Annotated in this window: 21 protein-coding genes; 17 read left to right on the forward strand and 4 right to left on the reverse strand. The window is 43.8% G+C overall.

The window, feature by feature from the left end; genetic code table 11:
- The 6 genes from ftsY to glpG form a co-directional block, all read left to right on the forward strand.
- Window positions 1-1,033, forward strand: a 1,033-nt coding sequence (gene ftsY / locus AB6D06_RS17800) for a signal recognition particle-docking protein FtsY (protein WP_372101093.1), incomplete at its 5' end; no start/stop codon positions are given.
- Window positions 1,034-1,111: 78 nt separating this feature from the next.
- Window positions 1,112-1,789: a cell division ATP-binding protein FtsE gene (gene ftsE / locus AB6D06_RS17805; protein WP_004736585.1), complete on the forward strand. Its 678-nt coding sequence runs from the start codon at window positions 1,112-1,114 to the stop codon at window positions 1,787-1,789.
- Window positions 1,776-2,744 (forward strand): permease-like cell division protein FtsX, encoded by a 969-nt coding sequence (gene ftsX, locus AB6D06_RS17810; RefSeq protein ID WP_017061038.1) that lies wholly within the window; start codon window positions 1,776-1,778, stop codon window positions 2,742-2,744. The genes ftsE and ftsX overlap by 14 nt, the downstream gene beginning before the upstream one ends.
- Before the next feature lie 177 nt (window positions 2,745-2,921).
- Window positions 2,922-3,779 carry an RNA polymerase sigma factor RpoH gene (rpoH, locus tag AB6D06_RS17815; protein ID WP_017055518.1) on the forward strand — a complete coding sequence of 286 codons (858 nt, stop codon included), beginning with the start codon at window positions 2,922-2,924 and terminating at the stop codon, window positions 3,777-3,779.
- Window positions 3,780-4,219: 440 nt separating this feature from the next.
- The gene (gene glpE, locus AB6D06_RS17820) at window positions 4,220-4,540 is read left to right on the forward strand and encodes a thiosulfate sulfurtransferase GlpE (RefSeq protein WP_017061039.1); all 321 of its coding nucleotides are present in this window, start codon (window positions 4,220-4,222) and stop codon (window positions 4,538-4,540) included.
- A 58-nt stretch (window positions 4,541-4,598) separates the two neighbouring features.
- A complete protein-coding gene (gene glpG, locus AB6D06_RS17825; protein ID WP_017063770.1) occupies window positions 4,599-5,441 on the forward strand; it encodes a rhomboid family intramembrane serine protease GlpG in 843 nt (280 codons plus the stop codon).
- Window positions 5,442-5,528: 87 nt separating this feature from the next.
- Here glpG and AB6D06_RS17830 read toward each other — a convergent pair whose 3' ends face one another.
- Window positions 5,529-5,936 (reverse strand): flagellar basal body-associated protein FliL, encoded by a 408-nt coding sequence (locus AB6D06_RS17830; RefSeq protein ID WP_017063771.1) that lies wholly within the window; start codon window positions 5,934-5,936, stop codon window positions 5,529-5,531.
- A 162-nt stretch (window positions 5,937-6,098) separates the two neighbouring features.
- Between AB6D06_RS17830 and AB6D06_RS17835 the strand changes: the two genes are divergently transcribed.
- Both AB6D06_RS17835 and ubiA read left to right on the forward strand, forming a co-directional pair.
- Window positions 6,099-6,641, forward strand: a complete 543-nt coding sequence (locus AB6D06_RS17835; protein ID WP_164091128.1) for a chorismate lyase — start codon at window positions 6,099-6,101, stop codon at window positions 6,639-6,641.
- A complete protein-coding gene (ubiA, locus tag AB6D06_RS17840) occupies window positions 6,642-7,496 on the forward strand; it encodes a 4-hydroxybenzoate octaprenyltransferase (RefSeq protein ID WP_102332802.1) in 855 nt (284 codons plus the stop codon).
- A 101-nt stretch (window positions 7,497-7,597) separates the two neighbouring features.
- Here ubiA and plsB read toward each other — a convergent pair whose 3' ends face one another.
- Window positions 7,598-10,021 (reverse strand): glycerol-3-phosphate 1-O-acyltransferase PlsB, encoded by a 2,424-nt coding sequence (plsB, locus tag AB6D06_RS17845; protein WP_010438703.1) that lies wholly within the window; start codon window positions 10,019-10,021, stop codon window positions 7,598-7,600.
- 221 nt (window positions 10,022-10,242) lie between these two features.
- Here plsB and AB6D06_RS17850 point away from each other — a divergent pair, with 221 nt between their 5' ends.
- The 4 genes from AB6D06_RS17850 (at window position 10,243) to dinF (ending at window position 13,769) form a co-directional block, all read left to right on the forward strand.
- Window positions 10,243-10,605: a diacylglycerol kinase gene (locus AB6D06_RS17850; protein WP_010438699.1), complete on the forward strand. Its 363-nt coding sequence runs from the start codon at window positions 10,243-10,245 to the stop codon at window positions 10,603-10,605.
- A gap of 94 nt (window positions 10,606-10,699) precedes the next feature.
- Entirely contained in the window at window positions 10,700-11,320 is a 621-nt protein-coding gene (lexA, locus tag AB6D06_RS17855; protein WP_022570862.1) for a transcriptional repressor LexA, read from the forward strand.
- A gap of 97 nt (window positions 11,321-11,417) precedes the next feature.
- Window positions 11,418-12,296: a class I SAM-dependent methyltransferase gene (locus tag AB6D06_RS17860; RefSeq protein ID WP_017070281.1), complete on the forward strand. Its 879-nt coding sequence runs from the start codon at window positions 11,418-11,420 to the stop codon at window positions 12,294-12,296.
- Window positions 12,297-12,413: 117 nt separating this feature from the next.
- A complete protein-coding gene (gene dinF, locus AB6D06_RS17865) occupies window positions 12,414-13,769 on the forward strand; it encodes an MATE family efflux transporter DinF (RefSeq protein WP_017067882.1) in 1,356 nt (451 codons plus the stop codon).
- A gap of 183 nt (window positions 13,770-13,952) precedes the next feature.
- Here the strand turns inward: dinF and sthA are convergent, their stop codons facing one another.
- Window positions 13,953-15,353, reverse strand: a complete 1,401-nt coding sequence (gene sthA, locus AB6D06_RS17870) for a Si-specific NAD(P)(+) transhydrogenase (protein WP_017061048.1) — start codon at window positions 15,351-15,353, stop codon at window positions 13,953-13,955.
- Between the two features lie 327 nt (window positions 15,354-15,680).
- On the opposite strand from sthA, the gene fabR reads away from it, so the two are divergent.
- The 3 genes from fabR to AB6D06_RS17885 all read left to right on the forward strand — a co-directional run bounded on the left by fabR (window position 15,681) and on the right by AB6D06_RS17885 (window position 18,254).
- Entirely contained in the window at window positions 15,681-16,322 is a 642-nt protein-coding gene (gene fabR / locus AB6D06_RS17875) for an HTH-type transcriptional repressor FabR (protein WP_010438693.1), read from the forward strand.
- Window positions 16,322-16,693 carry a YijD family membrane protein gene (locus AB6D06_RS17880; protein WP_004736696.1) on the forward strand — a complete coding sequence of 124 codons (372 nt, stop codon included), beginning with the start codon at window positions 16,322-16,324 and terminating at the stop codon, window positions 16,691-16,693. Before fabR ends, AB6D06_RS17880 begins: the two co-directional genes overlap by 1 nt.
- A 301-nt stretch (window positions 16,694-16,994) precedes the next feature.
- Entirely contained in the window at window positions 16,995-18,254 is a 1,260-nt protein-coding gene (locus AB6D06_RS17885; protein ID WP_372111218.1) for a tyrosine-type recombinase/integrase, read from the forward strand.
- Window positions 18,255-18,346: 92 nt separating this feature from the next.
- On the opposite strand, the gene AB6D06_RS17890 is transcribed toward AB6D06_RS17885, so the two are convergent.
- Window positions 18,347-18,928 (reverse strand): hypothetical protein, encoded by a 582-nt coding sequence (locus AB6D06_RS17890; protein WP_372111221.1) that lies wholly within the window; start codon window positions 18,926-18,928, stop codon window positions 18,347-18,349.
- Between the two features lie 113 nt (window positions 18,929-19,041).
- Between AB6D06_RS17890 and AB6D06_RS17895 the strand changes: the two genes are divergently transcribed.
- Both AB6D06_RS17895 and AB6D06_RS17900 read left to right on the forward strand, forming a co-directional pair.
- Window positions 19,042-20,154, forward strand: coding sequence for a hypothetical protein (locus AB6D06_RS17895; protein ID WP_372111224.1), 1,113 nt, complete (start codon window positions 19,042-19,044; stop codon window positions 20,152-20,154).
- Window positions 20,155-20,345: 191 nt separating this feature from the next.
- On the forward strand, window positions 20,346-21,113 hold the full coding sequence (locus AB6D06_RS17900) for an inovirus Gp2 family protein (RefSeq protein ID WP_016788406.1): 768 nt from the start codon (window positions 20,346-20,348) through the stop codon (window positions 21,111-21,113).
- The last annotated feature ends 8 nt before the right edge of the window (window positions 21,114-21,121 follow it).

Here is a 21,121-nt window from a genome sequence, read left to right on the forward strand (position 1 = left end):
AGCAGAAGCAGAAGCAGAAGCAGAAGCAGAAGCAGAAGCAGAAGCAGAAGCAGAACAGGAAGAAGTGGCAGTTCCTCAAGCTAAGGTTGAAGAAGTACAAGAGAAGCCGACAGAAAGCTTCTTTGCTCGTCTTAAGCGCAGCCTAAGCCGCACTAAAGCAAACATCGGTGCTGGTTTCTTTGGTCTGTTCAAAGGCAAGCAAATCGATGAAGACCTGTTTGAAGAGCTAGAAGAGCAACTTCTGATTGCTGACGTGGGTATGAATACCACGGTTAAAATCATTGAAAACCTGACAGAAAAAGCATCTCGCAATGACCTAAAAGACGGTGAAGCGCTTTATGGTCTGCTCAAAGAAGAGATGGCAGACATCTTAAGCCAAGTGGAACAGCCACTGGTTGTTGATACCACTAAAACACCTTACGTTATCTTAATGGTGGGTGTGAACGGTGTAGGTAAGACAACTACGATCGGTAAGCTGGCGAAACAATTCCAAAATGAAGGCAAGAAAGTGATGCTAGCAGCGGGTGATACCTTCCGTGCTGCAGCCGTTGAACAGCTTCAGGTTTGGGGTCAGCGTAACGATGTGCCAGTTATCGCTCAACACACTGGTGCGGACAGTGCGTCTGTTATCTACGATGCGATTGAAGCAGCGAAGGCTCGTGGTGTTGATGTTGTGATTGCTGATACAGCCGGTCGTTTGCAGAACAAGAGCAACCTGATGGAAGAGCTACGCAAGATCGTTCGTGTAATGAAGAAGATTGATGACTCTGCGCCACACGAAATCATGCTAACGCTCGATGCAGGTACAGGTCAGAACGCTATCAGCCAAGCGAAGTTGTTCAGTGAAGTGGCTCCAGTTACGGGTATTACACTGACTAAGCTAGATGGTACGGCGAAAGGTGGTGTAATTTTCTCAATTGCTGACCAGTTCCAGATTCCAATCCGCTACATTGGTGTGGGTGAAGGTATTGATGACCTGCGTCCATTTGAATCTAAAGACTTCATTGAAGCACTATTTAGCCGCGAAGAGTAACGCGAGTAGCAAAGTGGTTTATCCTTAATCTGCTACCGTTTTTAAATTTGATATTAGTGATCGTAAGAGGAATTTTCGGTGATCAAATTTCAGCAAGTGAGTAAAGCCTACCGAGGTGGAAGACAAGCGCTCCAAAAAGTGGACTTTCACCTGAAACGTGGAGAGATGGCTTTTTTGGGTGGGCACTCTGGGGCTGGTAAAAGTACCTTGCTGAAGTTGATCTGCGCGATAGAGCGTCCAACTGATGGACGTGTCTGGTTCAACGATCACGATATCACTCGTATCCCAGCCAAAGACATTCCTTTCTTACGCCGTAATATTGGGATTGTTTTTCAAGACCATCGCCTGCTGATGGACCGTTCGATTTTCGATAACGTCGCTCTGCCTATGCGTATTGAATCTATTTCTGAAAACGAAATAAAACGCCGAGTCAGTGCTGCGTTGGATAAAACCGGTTTATTAGATAAAGCCCGTTGTTTGCCAAGCCAACTTTCTGGTGGTGAACAACAACGCGTGGGTATTGCTCGCGCCGTGGTTAACCGTCCAACTCTGCTTTTAGCCGATGAGCCTACCGGTAATCTAGACCCTGAATTATCTAACCGTGTGTTGCGATTATTTGAAGAATTCAACCGCGCAGGTGTGACGATCATCCTAGCGACGCATGATATCGGGTTAGTGAACACTCGCCCTCAGTACCGCCATCTTGAATTAAACCAAGGATTTTTGAGTGAGGTTGAAGACTATGGCCGCGAATAAGCGCATCAAAAAACCTCAATCTAATCGAGCAGCAAACCGCGCTTCAAGCGACGGCTTCTTTGTTGTTCACTGGAAACAAGCCAAGTCATCGTTCTCGCAAATGTGGCAGCGCCCGTTAGGCAACTTACTGACCCTTGCGGTGATCTCTATGGCGTTGGCGATGCCAGCTTGTTTGTACCTATTAGGTAAAAATGTAGGGGAAGTGGCGCAAGATGTCACTAGCCCGTCACAAATAAGTGCTTATGTAGAGGATGGTATTCCTGAGCCACGAGTAATGGTGCTTAAGGATGAAATCGAAAGTTGGGATCAAGTTGAGCTCGTGGAGTACATTTCTCCGCAGCAAGGGCTTGCAGACCTCAGCCAGTATTCTGGTTTTGAAGACGCCCTAACCATTCTCGACGATTATTCACTGCCAGGTGTGCTGGTGATTACGCCAAGCGTGCACAGCGATACCTTAATTAAAGAGCTGGCAGGCACAGTTAAACAACAAGAATTAGTGACCGATGTTCGCCTAGACGAAGATTGGTTAGCGCGATTAGATGCGATCAAAGCATTAGCGGCTGTCATCGTGATTACCTTAACGGTATTGATGCTGGGCGCGGTATTTCTGATTATCGGCAATACACTACGATTTAATGTGTTGGCGCATAAAGAAGAGATTCAAACCATGAAGCTGATTGGTGCGACCGACAGCTACATTCTTCGACCATACCTTTATGCTGGGATGTGGTTTGGCGTTTTAGGTTCGATTAGCGCTTGGGTAATGACGGCATTGATTACCGTATTGCTGAACAGCGCGGTGGATGACTTGGCTCAGCTATACGACAGCCACTTCCGTTTAATTGGCCTGAGTTGGGATGAATCTTTACTGCTTTTGATCGTCGGAACTCTGCTTGGTAGTGTGGCTGCAAAGCTTTCTGCACAGCGTCACCTAAAAGAAATTGAACCAGTTTAGGTGAATAGAGTCATATTTAGACGAAAAATAGGCACTTCTTAACCAGTTTTTGCCTTGTATAGACGAATTGATTATGCATAATTACTTCCCCCTCCTTGAAACCTGTTCATTTTAGGTTCAAGATTGTAGGGTTTTAATAGATGTATTACTCCAGATCAGAGATTGATGAGGAACCGAATGGCAAACCAAGCGTATCAAATGGCTTTAGTCACACAAGATAGTTTAGATAGCTATATCCGCTCAGCGAACAGCTACCCTATGCTGACTCCTGAAGAGGAACGTGGACTTGCAGAGCGATTACATTACAAAGGTGAGATCGACGCTGCGAAAGGCTTGATCCTTTCCCACCTAAGATTCGTGGTGCACGTTGCAAGAGGCTACTCTGGCTACGGGCTACCAATGGCTGATCTCGTCCAAGAAGGTAACATCGGCTTGATGAAGGCTGTTAAGCGCTTCAATCCAGAAGTTGGTGTTCGTCTCGTCTCGTTTGCTGTTCACTGGATCAAAGCTGAAATCCATGAATACGTTCTACGTAACTGGCGTATCGTTAAAATTGCGACCACTAAGGCACAGCGTAAACTGTTCTTTAACCTTCGTAAGTCTAAAAAGCGTTTGGGTTGGTTCAATAACGGTGAAGTTGAGACGGTTGCTCGTGAACTGGGTGTTGAGCCTTCAGAAGTTCGTGAGATGGAATCTCGCTTAGCAGCACAAGATGCGACGTTTGAAGCGCCTATGGACGATGACGATGGCGGTTCTGCTTACACTGCTCCAGTTTACTACCTAGAAGACAAGGCGTCAGACGTTGCTGAGACGGTTGAAGCGGCTAACTGGGAGTCACACACCAATAATCGCCTAGGGCTAGCACTAGCAAGCTTAGACGAGCGTAGCCAACACATTGTTCGCTCACGTTGGTTAGACGACAACAAGGCAACCCTGCAAGACTTAGCGGATACCTACAGTATATCAGCTGAGCGTGTTCGCCAGTTAGAAAAGAATGCGATGAAGAAGTTGAAACAAGCCGTTGGTGATTTCTAATAGCATCTAGTTTCTATTAGCTTCTACTTTCTAGTAGAGCTAACAAATAGCTGAATTTTGAAAAGGCCGAGATCGAGAGATCTCGGCCTTTTTGTTTTGGATCGATTTCTCAACTTTTGCGATCGAAATTTGCAAAATGATTTTGTGGATAACTCTGTGAGAAGTTTATTCGTCAGCTATCTAAAAGCAGTGTGTAGTAAGGCTTTGACGGGGTTTTTCGAGTGGGGATATGTTTCAGTTAACCCACAGTTAGATCAGGATCATTACTACATGTTGTGGATCTATTTTTGAAAAGACACTTTATTCACGCAATTCACAGATTTATCCACAAATGGTGTAAAAGTGATCGCTGGTGGATAACCTTATTAAGTGGATGTGAATGTTAGCCTTGGGATAGGTTACAATGGCAGCAAAGTAAATCAGTATAAAAAGAGAAAGTCATGGACCAGTTTAAACATATCGATGTTAAAGGCGCTCAAGCCCTCATCGAACAAGGCGAAGCTCGACTTGTCGATATACGTGACCCGCAGTCTTTTGCGGTTGCCCACCCAAAAACAGCCTACCACCTGACTAACGATACGATGGTGTCATTCATGGATGAGGTTGAGTTCGAACAACCTATCTTAGTGATGTGCTACCACGGCATCAGTAGCCAAGGTGCGGCACAATATTTAGTGAACCAAGGCTTTGAAGAGGTATATAGTGTTGATGGTGGTTTCGAAGCTTGGCATCGTGCTGAACTTCCAGTGATCGCAGGTTAATGACTTTCATCACCTGAACCGCCTCAAGCATCCCTCATAAAATGAATAGGAAGTAACAATGATTAGATTGATGGTGTTAGACAATCCACGTCTTGCTCAAGCATTTATTGATTATATGGCCTCTCGTCAGATCCCTATTCAGATGTCTCCAGAGGGAGAAGGGCGTTTTGCTCTTTGGCTTCTTGATGGCCAATTTCAGGTTGAAACCGAAGCTGAGCTGAATCGTTTTCTGGCTGAGCCCAATCATAAGCGCTATCAAGCTGCATCTTGGGACATGGCAGAGACCAGAAAGAGCAACTTCCATTACCACACGCCAAGCTTCATGGGCATGATCAAAGCCAAAGCAGGCCCAGTGACACTAAGCCTGATGTTGGTGTGTGTGGTGATTTTTGCGCTGCAACAGATCGGTTTTGGCCAAGCTATTTTCAATGCCCTACATTTCCCAGCGGTGGATGGACAGCAATGGCAGCTGTGGCGTTGGTTGAGTCATGCCGTTCTACATTTCTCTGTTATGCACATCGCATTTAATATTTTGTGGTGGTGGCAGCTAGGTGGAGACATTGAGAAGAAACTTGGCAGCCTCAAGCTACTTCAGATCTTTGCTGTCTCTTCTGCGCTTTCAGGTGCTGGGCAGTATTGGGTTGAAGGGGCGAACTTCGGTGGTTTGTCTGGTGTTGTGTATGCCTTGGTTGGTTACTTATGGGTGGTTGGTGCGAAGGCGCCACAACTTGGTTTAGGTATCCCAAGACAGATTGTCGGCTTTATGTTGGTGTGGTTGGTGCTTGGGTACATGCAGCCATTTATGGCTATCGCCAATACGGCGCATTTAGCTGGTCTAGCCGCTGGTGTGATTATTGGCTTTATCGATGCGATGAAAGCACCAAGCTCGGCAAGAAGCTAATTCATATCTTCTAATGAGTAGCCAAACGATAGAGACAAAAAAAGCGGCCAGATGAGCCGCTTTTTTATTGGGATTCGTTTTACATCATTACTGATAAAGGTATTTGGTAAACAGTAAGTCAGCAATCAGGGTTTTACCTGTCTCTGGAAGCAAAATCTTGTTGAGGTGTTCAACTAAGGATTTTCTTAAGTCTTCACGGCCAGATAGAGATTTAATGGTTTCTTCGTTTTGTTTGCCAAGCAATTCAATCACCGCATCGCGAATCAGTGGTTGGTGATGCTCAATAGCGGCCAAGTCGCTACTATTTGCCACCATGATGTCGAGGCGAACCTGAATGTAGCCCAGTTTTTTACCTTTAGTGTAAAAATTGGTGGTCAGGTCTGGCTCTAGCGTGAAGTAGGCGAGTTTAGCTGCCGACTCCTCTTCCGCGAAACTTGATGCTGAAAAGAGTAGGGTAATCGCAAGAAATATTTGGGCTACATAACGTTTGTGCATATTTGTGACTTTTCTTTAGTTTATTCGCGATATTCGAAACGCATTAGTCTTGTTACAATGAGCGGTCTAAATCTAAATACGTTTACAATTCGAAGAACGCTTTAATTTTGTTCGAAAGTTGAAGCTTTATTGTACGTGTAAAGTCACCTATTGAATACTAGTATGAATCAGCCAATATCGCTGTATCTTAATTCGTTAATGAATGTAGATTGGCAAAGTACAGAAACATTTGATTTTCCTAATGAAACCACCAAAGAGTGGCTGATGGAGCAAGGTTCTCTTTCCCGCAAGTTGGGGAAGTGCTGTCAGCACCTGTCTGTTGAGTTGCTTCATAATCAAGTTGTAGAACGCTCAATGCTGCAACAAGACGAGGAACATCTTTTATCATCGTTTGATTGCTTACTGCGTAAAGTGATTTTAAAGGGTGATGACGAACCGTGGGTGTTAGGTCGAACCTTGATTCCCCGAGTCACATTAGAAGATCATCAGCACTCAGACCTTTCTCAACAAGGTAATGTCCCGCTTGGATTGACCGTTTTTAGTGCTGAGAACGTGGAGCGAGATGCGCTGCAAGTTGGTTGGGTTATCGCAGGCGATGAGCGATTACTCGCGCGTCGTTCTCGATTATGGATGAACCATAAACCGATGCTTGTGGCAGAACTGTTTTTACCAACATCACCCATTTACTCTAAGGAGAGTGTGTAAATGCTTGCCACCAAAGCGAAGGCGTATTGGCAATTAACGCGAATGAATCGCCCGATTGGTACCCTATTACTCCTTTGGCCGACCTTGTGGTCACTGATTATCGCCGCACAAGGTATGCCTGATTTTGATGTCTTGGTTGTTTTTGTACTCGGCGTGGTGTTGATGCGTTCAGCTGGCTGTGTGATCAATGACTTTGCGGACCGTAAAGTAGATGGTCATGTTAAACGTACCAAGCAGCGTCCACTGCCGTCTGGTTTGGTTTCCAGTAAGGAAGCGATTCTGCTCTTTTTAGTGCTAGCCGTAGTTTCATTCTTGCTGGTACTCACCATGAATCCACTGACCATTAAGCTCTCATTTATTGGTGTTGGTCTGGCGTTCATTTACCCTTTCATGAAGCGTTTTACGCATCTTCCACAGTTGTTTCTTGGCTTAGCGTTTAGTTGGGCGATACCAATGGCTTGGGCGGCACAAACCAATGAACTGCCAAGCATTGTGTGGTTTGTCTTCGTGATTAACGCGTTGTGGACGATTGCTTACGACACGCAATATGCGATGGTTGACCGAGATGATGACTTGAAGATTGGTATTAAATCGACGGCTATTTTATTTGGTCGCTTCGATAAGCTTATCGTCGGCTCTTTGCAACTTGTTACTCTAGCGATGCTGATTGTGTTAGGTATGCACTACCAATTGGGTGATACTTTCTATTGGGCATTGTTAGCCGCAGGCAGCTTGTTTGTGTACCAACAACATTTGATGCGGCATCGTGACCGAGACTTATGTTTTCAAGCTTTTCTAAATAACAACTATGTTGGTATGGCCGTAACGGTCGGTTTGTTCGTTACCTTCTGGTAAGCATCAGTTTTTATCAAACGAATATTCAAGAAAAAGGCACCCAGTGGGTGCCTTTTTTGATCGCGTTGAATCTGCTATCAGAGCCCTGCTATATACAGGAATTACTCGACTTGGTGAATACTCTCTTGAATAGTCAGACGGACTTCTGGGTAAAGCATCGAGTAAAGAAGCTTAGCGAATTGCTGAGTCTTCTCTAAATCGCAGTTGCCGTCGTTATCTAGGTACTGTTGCTGCTTCAACGTTGCGAACATAGAAGCAAACACACCTTTATCGAAGAATTCGGGAGCATTGATACCATGCAATCGACCAAGTCGCTGTGCGATGTCTTGGCTTTTCTGCTCAAGGTCAGATTTGTCCAGTTCCGGATTCTCTGCCAGCAAGTTTAGAGCAATAGAGTAGCGCTGTAGCGTTTCTGAAATCGTACGGCCTAACAGCATAAGAGCTTGGCTGTTCGATTGGTTGATCGTCACTTCATTGTCAGACACAACAATCATGCCCTGGCTAACAAGTTCATCAATGATGTTTGATACTACGCCTTCAAGCTGTGATTCGTCGTAGCTTAAGAACAGCTCTTTCTTTAAGAACGGATAAATTGCTGCAACATTCTTTTGAATCGCTTCAATCGATAAACCGCGCTGACGAATGGTCATCTGGGCAATTAAAGATGGCAGAGCGAACAAGTGAATGATGTTGTTTCGGTAGTAGGTCATCAGAATTGACTGGTGACGGTCTAGCGAAATAATGTCGCCCATTGAGTCTGATTCAATTAGGAACTTGTTCAGCGATTCAGCGTGTTTTACCAGATCTTCAGCACTGTCTTTTGGTACCGTAAATGTATCAGAGTAAGGTACGTTCTTAAGCAGAGACAGGTAGCAATTGATCTGAGAAACCAAAGAGTCACGAGACAATGCGCGCTGTCTTGAGGCTAATAGCGCGGTTGCACAAAGGGTCAATGCGTTGGTCGCCGCGGCATCGTTAATGTGCGTCATCATTTTGGTCGCCAGGTCATTAACCACTGGATTCATCCATTGTGGTTTACTGGTGCCCATTGGGTCGATGTCTTTGGTCCACTCAGGTGAGTGTTCATTCAGGTATTGGTTCAGTTGAATAGGCTCACCGAAGTTCACGTAGCCTTTACCAAAGTTACGTAGCTTACGAATGGTACGAATCACTAAGCTCGCGTTTTCTTTCTCTTTACGCTTACCACGAAGTTCTTTTGCGTAAGTCGCCACTTCCATCACGTGCTCGTAGCCGATGTACACAGGAACCAAAGTCACCGGGCGATTCATGCCGCGCAGCATCGCTTGAATAGTCATCGCCAACATGCCGGTCTTCGCTTGCAATAAACGACCTGTACGAGAACGCCCACCTTCACTGAAGTACTCTACTGAGTAACCTTTAGCGAACAACTCCGCTAGGTATTCACGGAAAATCGTCGAGTACAGCTTGTTGCCTTTGAAGCTACGACGAATAAAGAACGCACCACCATGACGGAAAATAGGACCGGCAGGGAAGAAGTTCAGGTTGATACCCGCAGCGATGTGCGGCGGCACCATGCCTTCATGATAAAGCACATAAGAAAGCAGTAAGTAGTCCATGTGGCTACGGTGACAAGGCACGTAAACAATCTCGTGACCATCTTGAGCCAACTTACGAACCGTTGAAGCGTTGCTGATATGCAGGCCTTGGTACAACTTATTCCACAGCCAACCAAGAATCTTCTCACCACGCTTGATCAGCGAGTAAGAGAAGTTCGCAGCAATCTCGTCCATAATGTCTTGAGCTTCTTTGCTCGCTTTCTCGATCGAGATGTTCTTTGCTTGTGCTTCGTCTTCAATCGCTTTTTTGATCGCTTCTGATTTTAACAGGCGATCAAACAGCGCTTGGCGGCTTGGAAGGTTAGGGCCTGATGCAGCAAGTTTTTGGCGAGAGAAGTGGATACGCGCTACACGCGCCAGTTTGTGCGCGATGGTGCTGTCGGTACCGTGTGAGTTTGCCATGTAGCGAAGAGATACCACAGGACTAAAGCGAACTAGACAGTCACGACCTGCGAGCAATACCGCTTTTGATTTTTCTAAGCCATTCATTGCTTGTAGGTAAGGTTTCTGGTTAGTCTCTTTACCTGGTTTACGTCCCCAAAGCACAGTGGCAGGGATAACTTGAACATCGAGCTCAGAGTCTTCAGCATGCAGTGAAAGCAACTCAGAGAACACTTCAATTGAAGAGCTTGGTACATAATCATCGTCTTGAAGCAGAGTTTTGCGAGAAGATATAAAAACGTAGCGTTGCAGTGATTTGCCGTTGATTTCAAGCTTGCTTAATGGATCAGGTAGACCTAATTCAAGTGCATGTTTTTGCAATGTAAGAATGTCGACACTTGAGCGAAACGGTAAGGCGTATACAATCGGTTTGCTCAAATCAATGTTCAAATCCTCAACAGGGTTTGAAGGAATTGATGTGCCCTTTACCAATACGGATAAAGGTAGCTTCATTAATGAACGTGAAAAAGATTGTCCAGAAGACATATAGGTTCACTGCCTCAATAGTTATTTCAATGTGCTCAAGCGTATCTCTATTTCTATGATGAAAAAGGATAAATCCTATGAGTGAAATAGGGATAAGCCTAGGCGTAAATTTAATCGATGTAAGAATACCAGAAACTGGTCTAACCTTTTAATGGAAATAGTCATATTGCCGTTAAGTTTGTGGAAAATCATTCATCGACTGATTGAGTATAGAGTTAAAAATGACCAAAAAATCAAACACCGGATTCAAACGCATCATAAAAGCAGCAGGCTTTTCATGGCAAGGCCTCACAAGTTCGTTTAAAAGCGAGGCTGCATTTCGGCAAGAAGTGTTCATGGCAGCAATACTGATTCCGTTGGCATTCTATTTGGACGTAAGCCAAGTTGAGCGAATCTTGATGATCTCAGCTGTTGTGTTAGTGATGGTTGTCGAGTTAATCAATACCGCGATTGAAGCAGTTGTTGATCGAATCGGTAGTGAGCATCATGAGCTTTCTGGGATGGCGAAAGATGTCGGCTCGGCGGCTGTTCTCATCTGTCTAATACTAGCGGGTTACGTGTGGCTAGAGATCCTATTTTTGTGATTCTTGTAAAATGAACTAAAAACAACCAATTGCTTTGCTTTTGTTCAGTTACTGGATATACTCACAGTCAACTGTATAAAAAGACAGGTGAATCATGAAGCCGTTAACGCCGCGCCAACAACAAGTTTTTGATCTTATCAAAAGTAAGATTGACGATTTCGGTATGCCACCGACACGTGCAGAAATTGCACGAGAACTAGGCTTCCGCTCTGCTAATGCTGCAGAAGAACATTTAAAAGCTCTTGCTCGTAAAGAAGCGATAGAGATTATCCCGGGTGCGTCTCGTGGTATTCGTATTTTGCTTGAAGATGCAGCAAATGAGGAACAAGGTTTACCATTAATCGGTCAGGTTGCCGCTGGTGAGCCTATTCTGGCTCAAGAACATGTAGAAATGCATTACCAAGTAGACCCAGGTATGTTTAAACCTCAGGCTGACTTCTTACTTCGTGTAAATGGCGAAAGTATGAAAAACATCGGTATTATGGATGGTGATCTACTGGCTGTTCATAAAACACAAGACGTACGCGACGGTCAGGTTGTAGTGGCTCGTGTCGATGATGATGTAACGGTAAAACGCCTAGAACGTAAAGGTTCAACGGTTCTGTTACATGCTGAAAATGAAGAGTTTTCTCCAATCCATGTCGATCTAGAATCTCAACACTTGTCTATTGAAGGGCTTGCGGTTGGTATTATTCGCAACACCGACTGGATGTAGTCAGTACAAACAGCTTATTGATATTTATTCTCAATAACTTGCCATTGTAATTGATATTCATTATCATCTTCTTTGTCGAGATACAAGGAAGATGATGATGCCAAACCCAACCAAACCTCAAATGAAGCCGCTTACTCGTAAGCCGCGCTCCTCTGTTCAAAAGGCTTCTTCTGAACAAGGGTCTGCACATCAAGAATTCCAAGTTCCGACGAACCTCGTTCAGCATCTTTGGTTTCGTAGCCGTGAAAGCCTAGCTGATGATGGTCTCGTTTATGATCCTATCGCAGCTCAAGCCTGCAAGCGTTGCCAGCTCGCACCAGAATGTCTTACCGGTGAACTCGACCAACAGCAACTCCTTTACGCGACACTGACTCAACTTTGTGATTCTCAAGTTCAACAGTTTTTATCTCATAACCCAGATGCTTGGATTATTAACGTGGGAGCAGGGCTCGATACCCGTTTCTACCGTTTAGATAATGGCCGCTGTCATTGGGTTGAGTTAGATGTAACCGAGAATCTGCTTTGGCGACAACGCTTGTTCCACAAAAATGAACGCTATCGCTTAGAGTGTGGCTCTGTCGATGACCTAACTTGGTTGGATGAACTTAATATTCCAGAACAAGCCTCGGTGATGGTGGTGTGTGAACATGCTTTGCTGGATTGTAATGAACAACAGACCGCGAACTTCATTCAGTCTTTGAGCCGCTACTTTACTCATGCACATGCGTGTTTAGTCTTAGCTGGAGATAAAAGCTCAAGTACGTTGGGACAAAAGCTTGGTTCAGGAAAGTATGCTCATGGGTTGTCTTCACCAATAGACAGCGTTCTTAATTGGCTGCCATGGGCTCAATGGGTAAAAGCGTTTTCTCCCCTAGACCAACAATGCAATCGTTGGAAATTGTGGCAGCGGCTTCTTTGTAAGATCTCTCAGGTCAAAAAGCGTTTAACGCCGCAGTTAGTGCTCGTTAAGTGGTAACCCTAGTGGTTCTGTATTTCGAGTAACTGAGTACATAGCCGGTATAAGTAAAATTCCACAACATAGTGAAAGCCCACCCACTAGGTTAAACTATCGCCTCTAATCTAAGAGGTGATCGTGAAGCTATTTAATCCCCAAACTATTTTTCAAACGCTATCCAATCAGGCGATGCACAAAAAAGTGCTGCTGCTCGCGATCCCGATGGTTCTCTCTAATATTACTGTTCCACTGCTGGGCTTAGTCGATGCGGCGGTTATCGGTCACCTCGAGCACTCTTGGTATTTAGGTGGTGTGGCGCTGGGCGGCACAATGATCAGCGTGACCTTTTGGTTGCTTGGTTTCCTGCGCATGTCGACAACAGGGCTAGCCGCACAATCTTATGGTGCGAATGATGGCAAGCAACTTGGTTTAGTCTTTGTGCAAGGCGTGACCATGGCCTTAGGGTTTGCTGGTGTCTTTTTGCTTTTACACAGTCTAGTCGCCGATTTAGTTTTCTCATTGAGTAGCGCCAGTGATCAAGTTAAGCACTATGGTCAGCAATATTTCTCAATCCGCGCTTGGAGTGCGCCTGCTGCGCTAACTAACTTTGTGATTCTAGGTTGGTTACTCGGGACTCAAAATGCCAAAGCGCCCATGTGGATGGTGATCATCACCAATATCACCAATATCGTTTTGGATATTGTTTTTGTTATCGGCTTAGGATGGCAAGTGGAAGGTGCAGCATTGGCATCTGTAATGGCTGATTATGCCGGTCTAACATTTGGCTTGATTTGTGTTTACCGAATCTGGGCGAAGAAGCAGTTACCATCGCCATGGGATCTGCTTAAGAAAACCAGCCAAGGTTTGAGTCGTTTCGTGAAATTGAATCGCGATATCTTTCTTCGTTCATTGTATCTACAAGCGACTTTCACTTTCATGACTTTCCAAGGTGCAAGCTTTGGCGATGATGTTGTTGCGGCCAATGCAGTGTTGATGAGTTTCTTGATGATCATCTCTTATGGGATGGATGGCTTTGCCTACGCAATGGAAGCGATGGTCGGTAAGGCGATAGGCGCGAAAGACAAAGATGAACTGAACCAGTCATTGATTGGTACTTTCTTCTGGAGCTTTAATATTTGTTTGGTACTGACCATAGCGTTCGCACTCGCTGGCTCGAGTTTGATTAATATGATCACTACCATTCCTGACGTGAAGAACCAAGCCGAGGTGTATTTACCGTGGTTAGTCGCAATGCCATTGGTGTCTATGTGGTGCTTCTTGTTGGATGGTATTTTTGTTGGAGCAACCAAGGGCAAGGATATGCGCAATAGTATGTTTGTTGCGACCTGTAGTTTCTTCGCGATTTTCTATTTAGCATCAGGTTTAGAGAACCATGCACTGTGGTTAGCGATGCTGAGCTTTATGGCAATGCGCGGAATTGGTCTTGGTGTGTTGTTTGTTTCTCAGTGGAAGAAAGGGGAGTTTCTCGCTTAGCTCTGAGGGCTCTGTTTGTGGAGAGTAAATGAGGCTGTACAGGTAAAGGGGTATTTAGAACATCATGATCTAATTACTATCAATGCCTTAATATTCAGTGTTTTAAATAAAAACAGCAAGCGCGTGGCTTGCTGTTTATGTATTTGGCCTATGGGTGGTCAAATACTCCTATTGGTTCTTTATCTAGAATAAACGGTTAAGCCCGTTGAGTGCTGCAACACGATAAGCTTCCGCCATCGTTGGATAGTTAAAGGTTGTATTCACAAAGTACTCGATGGTATTTGCTTCACCTTTCTGTTCCATGATCGCTTGTCCGATATGGATGATTTCAGCGGCACGCTCACCAAACACGTGGATACCTAAAATCTCTTTGGTTTCGCGATGGAACAGAATCTTCAAGCTACCAATGTCTTTACCCGCAATTTGAGCACGAGCTAGGTGCTTGAAGGAAGAACGTCCCACTTCATACGGTACTTTAGCTGCGGTAAGCTCTTGCTCAGTTTTACCAACAGAGCTGATCTCCGGGATGGTGTAGATACCTGTTGGAATGTCTTCGATAAGGTGGCGTTCAGCTTCACCTTTCACAATTGCTTGAGCCACAAATCGACCTTGGTCATAAGCCGCGCTTGCTAGGCTAGGGTAGCCAATCACATCACCGACAGCGTAAACATGGTCAACATTGGTTTGGTAATTGGTATTTACTGAGACTTGCCCACGCGAGTCCGCTTCTAAGCCAACAGCACCAAGGTTCAGTTTATCGGTATTACCCGTTCGGCCATTGGCATACAGTAGGCAATCAGCGCGCATCTTTTTACCTGACTCTAGGTGAATGATCACGCCATCATCAGTGCCTTCAATTTTCTCAAAGGTTTCATCGTTGCGAATCACGACACCGCTGTTCCAGAAGTGATAAGAAAGTGCATCTGAGGTTTCATTGTCTAGGAATGACAACAGACGGTCACGAGTATTGATAAGATCGGTTTTTACACCCAAACCGCGGAAAATCGACGCGTATTCACAACCAATAACGCCAGCACCATAGATGATGATGTGTTGCGGGTCGTGTTTAAGAGAAAGAATCGAGTCACTGTCGTAGATACGTTCATGCAGGAAGTCGACGTTATCTGGTTGGTAAGGGCGAGAGCCTGTCGCGATAACAAATTTGTCTGCACTGTAATGTTCTTCAGTGCCATCGCTTTGCATTACCGAGACAGTGTTGGTATCGATAAAACGTGCAGTACCAAAGACCAACGTGCACTGGTTGCGGTCGTAGAAGCCTTGGCGTAATCGAGTCTGCTTGTCGATAACCGATTTGGCATGCCCCAAAATGTTAGAAAACGTTGAGTGTATGCTTTTGTTGTTCTGACAAAACAGCGGATTACTGTTGAATTCGATAATACGACTTACGGCATGACGCAGTGCCTTTGAAGGAATGGTTCCCCAGTGAGTACAACCACCACCAACGCTGCTCTCTTTCTCAATGATTGCAACGTTCAACCCGGCTTTGGTTAATCCCATCGCTGCCCCTTCTCCTCCGGGGCCACTACCAATTACGATTACATCAAAGTGGTTGGAGTGCGGCATAGATATCTTCCTTGTTATATTTGAGTAACATTGCTTTAGCGAGATTTTAACTGATTCTGTTCTTGGGTACATGAAAAGGGCATCAGAGAGTCGGTGGGATCACGCAGTGTTATCGAAAAAATAATATTTGGTATGTCGTATGTCTCCAAATGACAGTGTGGATATTGAAATTTTTTCTTCGAACGTATTTACTTCGGTACGTGAACAAAGAGGTATGTTTAGTGTCTTATATAACCAGAGTGCCTTATATAAATAAGTGATTCGCGTTATATTGAATAGAGTATTAGACATGCCTGTTTAGGCTGTAAAAGAAGAAATTGATAAAGTATGAAACCAATGGGCATTCGCGCACAGCAAAAAGAAAAAACTCGTCGCAGCTTAATCGATGCAGCATTTAGCCAACTCAGCGCCGATCGTAGTTTTTCCAATCTAAGCTTGAGAGAAGTCGCTCGTGAGGCTGGAATAGCACCGACTTCCTTTTATCGTCACTTCAAAGACATGGATGAGCTTGGCTTAACCATGGTTGATGAAGGTGGCTTACTGCTGCGCCAGTTAATGCGTCAAGCTAGGCAACGCATAGTAAAAGAAGGCAGTGTGATTCGTACATCGGTTGAAACCTTTATGGAATTCATTGAAAGCAGCCCTAACGTATTCAGACTGTTATTGCGAGAGCGCTCAGGAACTTCATTTGAGTTTCGTGCAGCGGTAGCTCGTGAGATACAGCACTTCTCTGCTGAGTTAACCGAATATTTGATAACGACTGGCATGACAAGGGACGAAGCTTTCACTCAAGCGGAAGCCTCGGTTATCTTAGTCTTCAACTCAGGGGCAGAAGCATTAGATTTAGATCGACGTCAGCGAGATGAATTGGCTGAACGCTTGATCATGCAATTGCGAATGATGGCCAAAGGAGCTTTTTGGTATCGTAAAGAACGTGAACGTAACCGATTAAAAGGCGGGATTGAATAATGTCGAATGAAAATAATACTGTAAACCGTGGTTCTGAAAGAAAAACACTCGTACTTGCTGTTGTAGCCGGTGTGTGTGGTGATGCATTGTTATCTTGGGTAACAATGAGCGAAGTGGGCTTCTCTATTTTCCCGCTTATCGCTTTAGTTTTGGCTGTACAAGCGCTTTACCAAGAGTACCTAACTAACCCAGTATCTGAAGATATCCCACTAGTAGGTTTAGCTTGTTTCTTCGTGGGTGCATTTGGCCACTCGGCTTTTGTGAAGGCACAACACCCTGATGCTGGCTCAAACTTCTTTGCGATTATTGTCGCGATGTTGCTTCTTGCATGGGTAGGTAAGAAACTCGGCTTTATTGGCAAAACTGCTTAAGCTGATTTAGAAATTAAAAAAACGAGCCAATGGGCTCGTTTTTTTGTATCTGCTGTTTGGCTTAGACCTGAAAGCGATACTTACGCTTTACGCTCTAGGAATACGCCAGCTTCCATGTGCTGCGTAAATGGTTACATAATTCCATAGGTGTCCACCAATGTCTTTCGATGTCATTTAAGTCAATGTTTTATGGTTGTTTGTCTCTATTTGTTTTCCATTGACGTCTTTATGGGTACAATAGAAACCGCGTTATTGCCGTACCCCACGCCGTACCCAGGATTTAGTTAGAGAGTTGCTTATAATGACAAAACGAATAAACAGCAATGCCACACTACAAGCTCTGAAGCCAAAAGATAAAGAGTATTTAATCCCAGATAAAAAAATTGAAGGGCTGAATATACGTGTTCGTCCTACCGGTACAATGACATGGACATTTCGTTTTCAGATTGGAAAGAAACACGAAAAAATCTCTATGGGGCGATATGTGAAGTCAAAACCTGAGCAGGGTATGACATTAGAGCAGGCAAGAGTAGAAGCTGGCCGCTATCGGAGTTGGCTGGAGAACAACAAGAACCCAAAGGTTGAACTGGATAAAGAAAAACGCGCACAAGATGAGGCAAAGACCTTTAACGATGCATTTGAGAGTTTTGATGAGAAGCGTCTTTCTAAGCAATTACGAGGCGATCAGTCGAGAACCATTTACAATCGAGATATAAAGCCAATTATCGGTAATATTAAGCTGGCGGATTTAAGCATATATGATCTTAATAAGGTTTTTGATGCGAAGGTTGATAAAGAGGGTAAGCGTATGGCTGGTGCTATCGGTGCTTGCCATAAAGTCATCAATCAAGTGATTAACCATGCCTTAGCTCTTAATATGCTTGATTCTCATCCGGCACCACAACTAAAAGCAAAGGATGTTGGAGGGGGCTCTAAAGTAACAAAGCGAAACCTTAGCTTTTCTGAGTTGAAGATATTGTTAACTAGCTTAGGGGAGTGGCGCACAGCCCCTTCTAACGTCCGTTTAATACGTTTCTTGCTGGGATGTGGTCAACGTATCAGTGCTGTTCTAGAAATGCGTTGGGGTGAGCTAGATCTGGAAAACAAGGTTTGGACTCTACCAGCCAGCTCAGCAGAGCGACATACTAAAAGTCCGGATAGTCGCAAAGTACCGCTCAGTGATTATCTTGTTGAGTTATTGCAAGAGCAGCGTGAAAGTGTCCCAAGTAAATGGAAGTTTGTTTGGCCTCAACTCACTGTAGATAAAGCCCAAGAGCCTGCGGCAGTACGGGCATTGATCAAACGTAATTTACCAGCCGATCTAGAGCGTTTTTCACCCCATGACTTGCGTCGTACCTTTATCAGCCGTTGTAGTGAAATGGGGCTGGATATCGTGGCAATAGAAAAGACAGTCGGCCACCAGCTACCGGGTATGCTTAGAGTTTATAACCACCATGACTACCTTGATGAGCAACTAGTCGTTTTACAGGCGTGGGGCGATAAGCTTCAGGCTTTGACAGTTGAGAATATTGTTCCTTTATCAGCGACGAGATCGGCTTGATTTTTCGTCCAATGTGTAACGAAGATACAGACTCTTCTTAATGGTTCGAGGAACAGCATGAATTCTAGTTTTATGAGCCTATGTTACTTAGATTATAGAGAGTTGGTTAACTGTTCGAGCGCTTTCGTCAACATTAAGTTTCTCTCTTCAAGTGAGTCTACTTTATTACGTATTTCTTCCAATTGGTCTCTTTGCTGACGATATTTCGCCTTTAGCAAGCTGAAATTTTCGAGCTTTTCATTCAGTGAATAATTGTCTTTTTCTAGTCTTAGAATCTCTCTTCTAAATGCTGTTCCATTGATAATTGACTCTACAGATTGGCCTAAGTTATCTAATCCTTTTTTTTTCTTAATGCTCTCAAGAACTTTGTGGGTGCTATCATCGACATAGACAGTATGTACTCTTTTGGTGCCTTTTTTTCTGCGGCTGTATTGTGCCCAAGATTTTTTCATCTTCGACAGTTTTTCTTGCTTTGAAACCTGGTCTCTCATGCTAGAAAAGTAGTGCTCAGCTTGTTCTAAAATACCTTTTTCCTGAGAGTAGGTAGTTATATCTTCTATGGAAGGAAGTCTTCTAGTGATCCCTTTTTTAACAAAATAATCAGTTACCCATCGGGTCATCTTTTGGTTCTTAAAATTTACCCAATCCCGGAAGTCATCCATTTCTTTAGTCATTGCTTTCTTTTCTTATTAATTAGTTACATGTAGCTTTACATGTAACTAATTCGCTGTCAAAAAATATGGTATTATGAATTTAATAGGTATTATAAAGTTAATAATTGATGGTTATGAATATACTGATCCAGCCTTGGAAAGGTTTGAAGCCTCAAGATAAGGTCATATATATACGGTGGCTCTTACTTGCTAATGGACAAGGGTATAGTCAATGCTCAATCGCATTATTGGCTGAAAAGCTAATGATGAAAGCTTCTATGGTCCGAGCTTCGGTTACCCGGTTATGTCTAAATGAGTATGTGACTCGAAGTAAAGAAGGAGGACGATATGTCATTGCTCAACCTGAAATCGGCGATAAAAATCGAGAGCTAAGTGAAGCGAAGAAATCCTATATAAAACAGCTTTTGGGAGAAGGTGAGGACTTGTACGGTGTACGAGCTGAAAGTATCTCTAAACGGTTACTAAAATCGGTACTGGTCGCTTTGAGTGACGACATCGGAGTAGTCAATATGATTAGTTTTTCTCAGCTTTCAAGTGTTACAGGAATGACGGTGCAACGCTTACGTCGATATAGGGACGAGCTCATAGACTCGGGCTTTATCCTAAAATTTATCAACGGATGTAATGCCCCAACACTTTATAAAAAGGCCTATTCTATCTTTATTATTGACCCAGAGGGATTCGGTGGGGGTAAAGTTTATGTAAGAGACTACCTTACTCAAGATTGCTTCAGTTACGACCCTTTAAGCGCTATCCATAAAGGGGTCAAAGCATGGATTTGGGGGGTAGACCACAAGCGTCGAGGTGAAGTCTCACGACATAACAGTGATATCAGACTCTATCATATGTTTGATGAACTGATTTCACGAAAGGTCAGGGGGATTTTAGAACAAAACTATCAAATAAGAGAGCGGGAGTTTAACGTACTTACCGATGATCCTAAATTGAATCGCGAAATCGCAAAGAGTTTGCGAGATCATGTGAATGAGTACTCCATACCGATCTGCAATATTATACCAACCCTTATCCCAGAAGCTTCTGAAAGCCAAGAATTGGATATCTATTGCTTTCAACGAAAGCAATCCATGATCATTTTATTGAACTTGCCTTTAAAAGTTCGAGGGCGTCTAGTTTTGAGTCACTCTGAAGAAAAGATCATAGAGTTTGAGTCGAATGATCTAAAAGTGGATATCCAAGGGTTTGTACCACGTTTTCTCGATAGCTAGTCGTTTATATGTAACTAAATGTCGAGTTGAACCCTGTCCTCTAGCCTAATCAGTATCTATTGTCATGTGATGTTTCGGTGTCGGACCTGTTTAATATATTACCTGTTATCTATTTCAAGATAGAGGACTAGCCATACCGTAAGTATTTACATCATTACTACTCATATGTTCATAAATTAAGGAGTAGTATCATGACAAGACGTAGCCCATCAACGACGAATGTTAAGAGGTTTAGAGGAATACACCTTAAAACCAGGGAGCTTCCTTTGATATCTAAAAACCTAGTTCAAGTTCACGATGTACTGATGGATGCGATTGAGGACTTTTCACGAATAACGGCTATTAGGTTCGATTTACGATACCCTAAATCATATGAAGGTAATGAAGCCCCTAATGCGATTACCAGTTTTTTTCGTTCATTAAACAGTCAAATCAAAGAGGAGCTTAAGCGGCGAAAAAGACGAAAAACTTCTGTTAGTAGAGAGCGCTTACGGTTTATTTGGTGTAAAGAAATCGATTCTTCATCATATCCTCATTACCACATTGTGATTATCTTAAACAAAGATAACTTTCGTTACCTAGGAGACTACAGTGATTTTAGCCTCTTAGAAAATGTTGGTAAATGTAAAACGCTTTATCAAATGGTGGTATGTGCATGGTCGCGGGCGCTCAATATTGAATTTAGGGCGGCGCATTGGGGCGTAAGAGTCCCAGCTAATCCAACTTACTATGTGGTAGAGCGTCATCCTTTTGATGATTATGACGATGAGGATTATGAGGGGCAGAGTTTTAGTGCAATGTTCAATTCGTTATTTAACCGTGCCATATATTTGACTAAGCTAAGGTCGAGGGCTGTCGGTAGAGGTAGAACATTTGGTACTAGTCGGCGTACTCAAGAAGAAATCGATAATCAGTTCTTTAGAGAGTTATTGCAAGACAGCTTACTTCCTCGCTTTTAAACAAAAAA

Origin of the sequence: Vibrio sp. 10N.239.311.G01 (assembly GCF_041465805.1) — a bacterium.
Lineage (GTDB): Bacteria > Pseudomonadota > Gammaproteobacteria > Enterobacterales > Vibrionaceae > Vibrio > Vibrio crassostreae_C.

Bases quoted from the DNA above. Each gene is read 5' to 3' on its own strand.
- ftsX (WP_017061038.1), top strand. From the start codon at position 1,776: ATGGCCGCGAATAAGCGCATCAAAAAACCTCAATCTAATCGAGCAGCA.
- rpoH (WP_017055518.1), top strand. From the start codon at position 2,922: ATGGCAAACCAAGCGTATCAAATGGCTTTAGTCACACAAGATAGTTTA.
- glpE (WP_017061039.1), top strand. From the start codon at position 4,220: ATGGACCAGTTTAAACATATCGATGTTAAAGGCGCTCAAGCCCTCATC.
- glpG (WP_017063770.1), top strand. From the start codon at position 4,599: ATGATTAGATTGATGGTGTTAGACAATCCACGTCTTGCTCAAGCATTT.
- AB6D06_RS17830 (WP_017063771.1), bottom strand. From the start codon at position 5,936: ATGCACAAACGTTATGTAGCCCAAATATTTCTTGCGATTACCCTACTC.
- AB6D06_RS17835 (WP_164091128.1), top strand. From the start codon at position 6,099: ATGAATCAGCCAATATCGCTGTATCTTAATTCGTTAATGAATGTAGAT.
- ubiA (WP_102332802.1), top strand. From the start codon at position 6,642: ATGCTTGCCACCAAAGCGAAGGCGTATTGGCAATTAACGCGAATGAAT.
- plsB (WP_010438703.1), bottom strand. From the start codon at position 10,021: ATGTCTTCTGGACAATCTTTTTCACGTTCATTAATGAAGCTACCTTTA.
- AB6D06_RS17850 (WP_010438699.1), top strand. From the start codon at position 10,243: ATGACCAAAAAATCAAACACCGGATTCAAACGCATCATAAAAGCAGCA.
- lexA (WP_022570862.1), top strand. From the start codon at position 10,700: ATGAAGCCGTTAACGCCGCGCCAACAACAAGTTTTTGATCTTATCAAA.
- AB6D06_RS17860 (WP_017070281.1), top strand. From the start codon at position 11,418: ATGCCAAACCCAACCAAACCTCAAATGAAGCCGCTTACTCGTAAGCCG.
- sthA (WP_017061048.1), bottom strand. From the start codon at position 15,353: ATGCCGCACTCCAACCACTTTGATGTAATCGTAATTGGTAGTGGCCCC.
- fabR (WP_010438693.1), top strand. From the start codon at position 15,681: ATGAAACCAATGGGCATTCGCGCACAGCAAAAAGAAAAAACTCGTCGC.
- AB6D06_RS17880 (WP_004736696.1), top strand. From the start codon at position 16,322: ATGTCGAATGAAAATAATACTGTAAACCGTGGTTCTGAAAGAAAAACA.
- AB6D06_RS17885 (WP_372111218.1), top strand. From the start codon at position 16,995: ATGACAAAACGAATAAACAGCAATGCCACACTACAAGCTCTGAAGCCA.
- AB6D06_RS17890 (WP_372111221.1), bottom strand. From the start codon at position 18,928: ATGACTAAAGAAATGGATGACTTCCGGGATTGGGTAAATTTTAAGAAC.
- AB6D06_RS17895 (WP_372111224.1), top strand. From the start codon at position 19,042: ATGAATATACTGATCCAGCCTTGGAAAGGTTTGAAGCCTCAAGATAAG.
- AB6D06_RS17900 (WP_016788406.1), top strand. From the start codon at position 20,346: ATGACAAGACGTAGCCCATCAACGACGAATGTTAAGAGGTTTAGAGGA.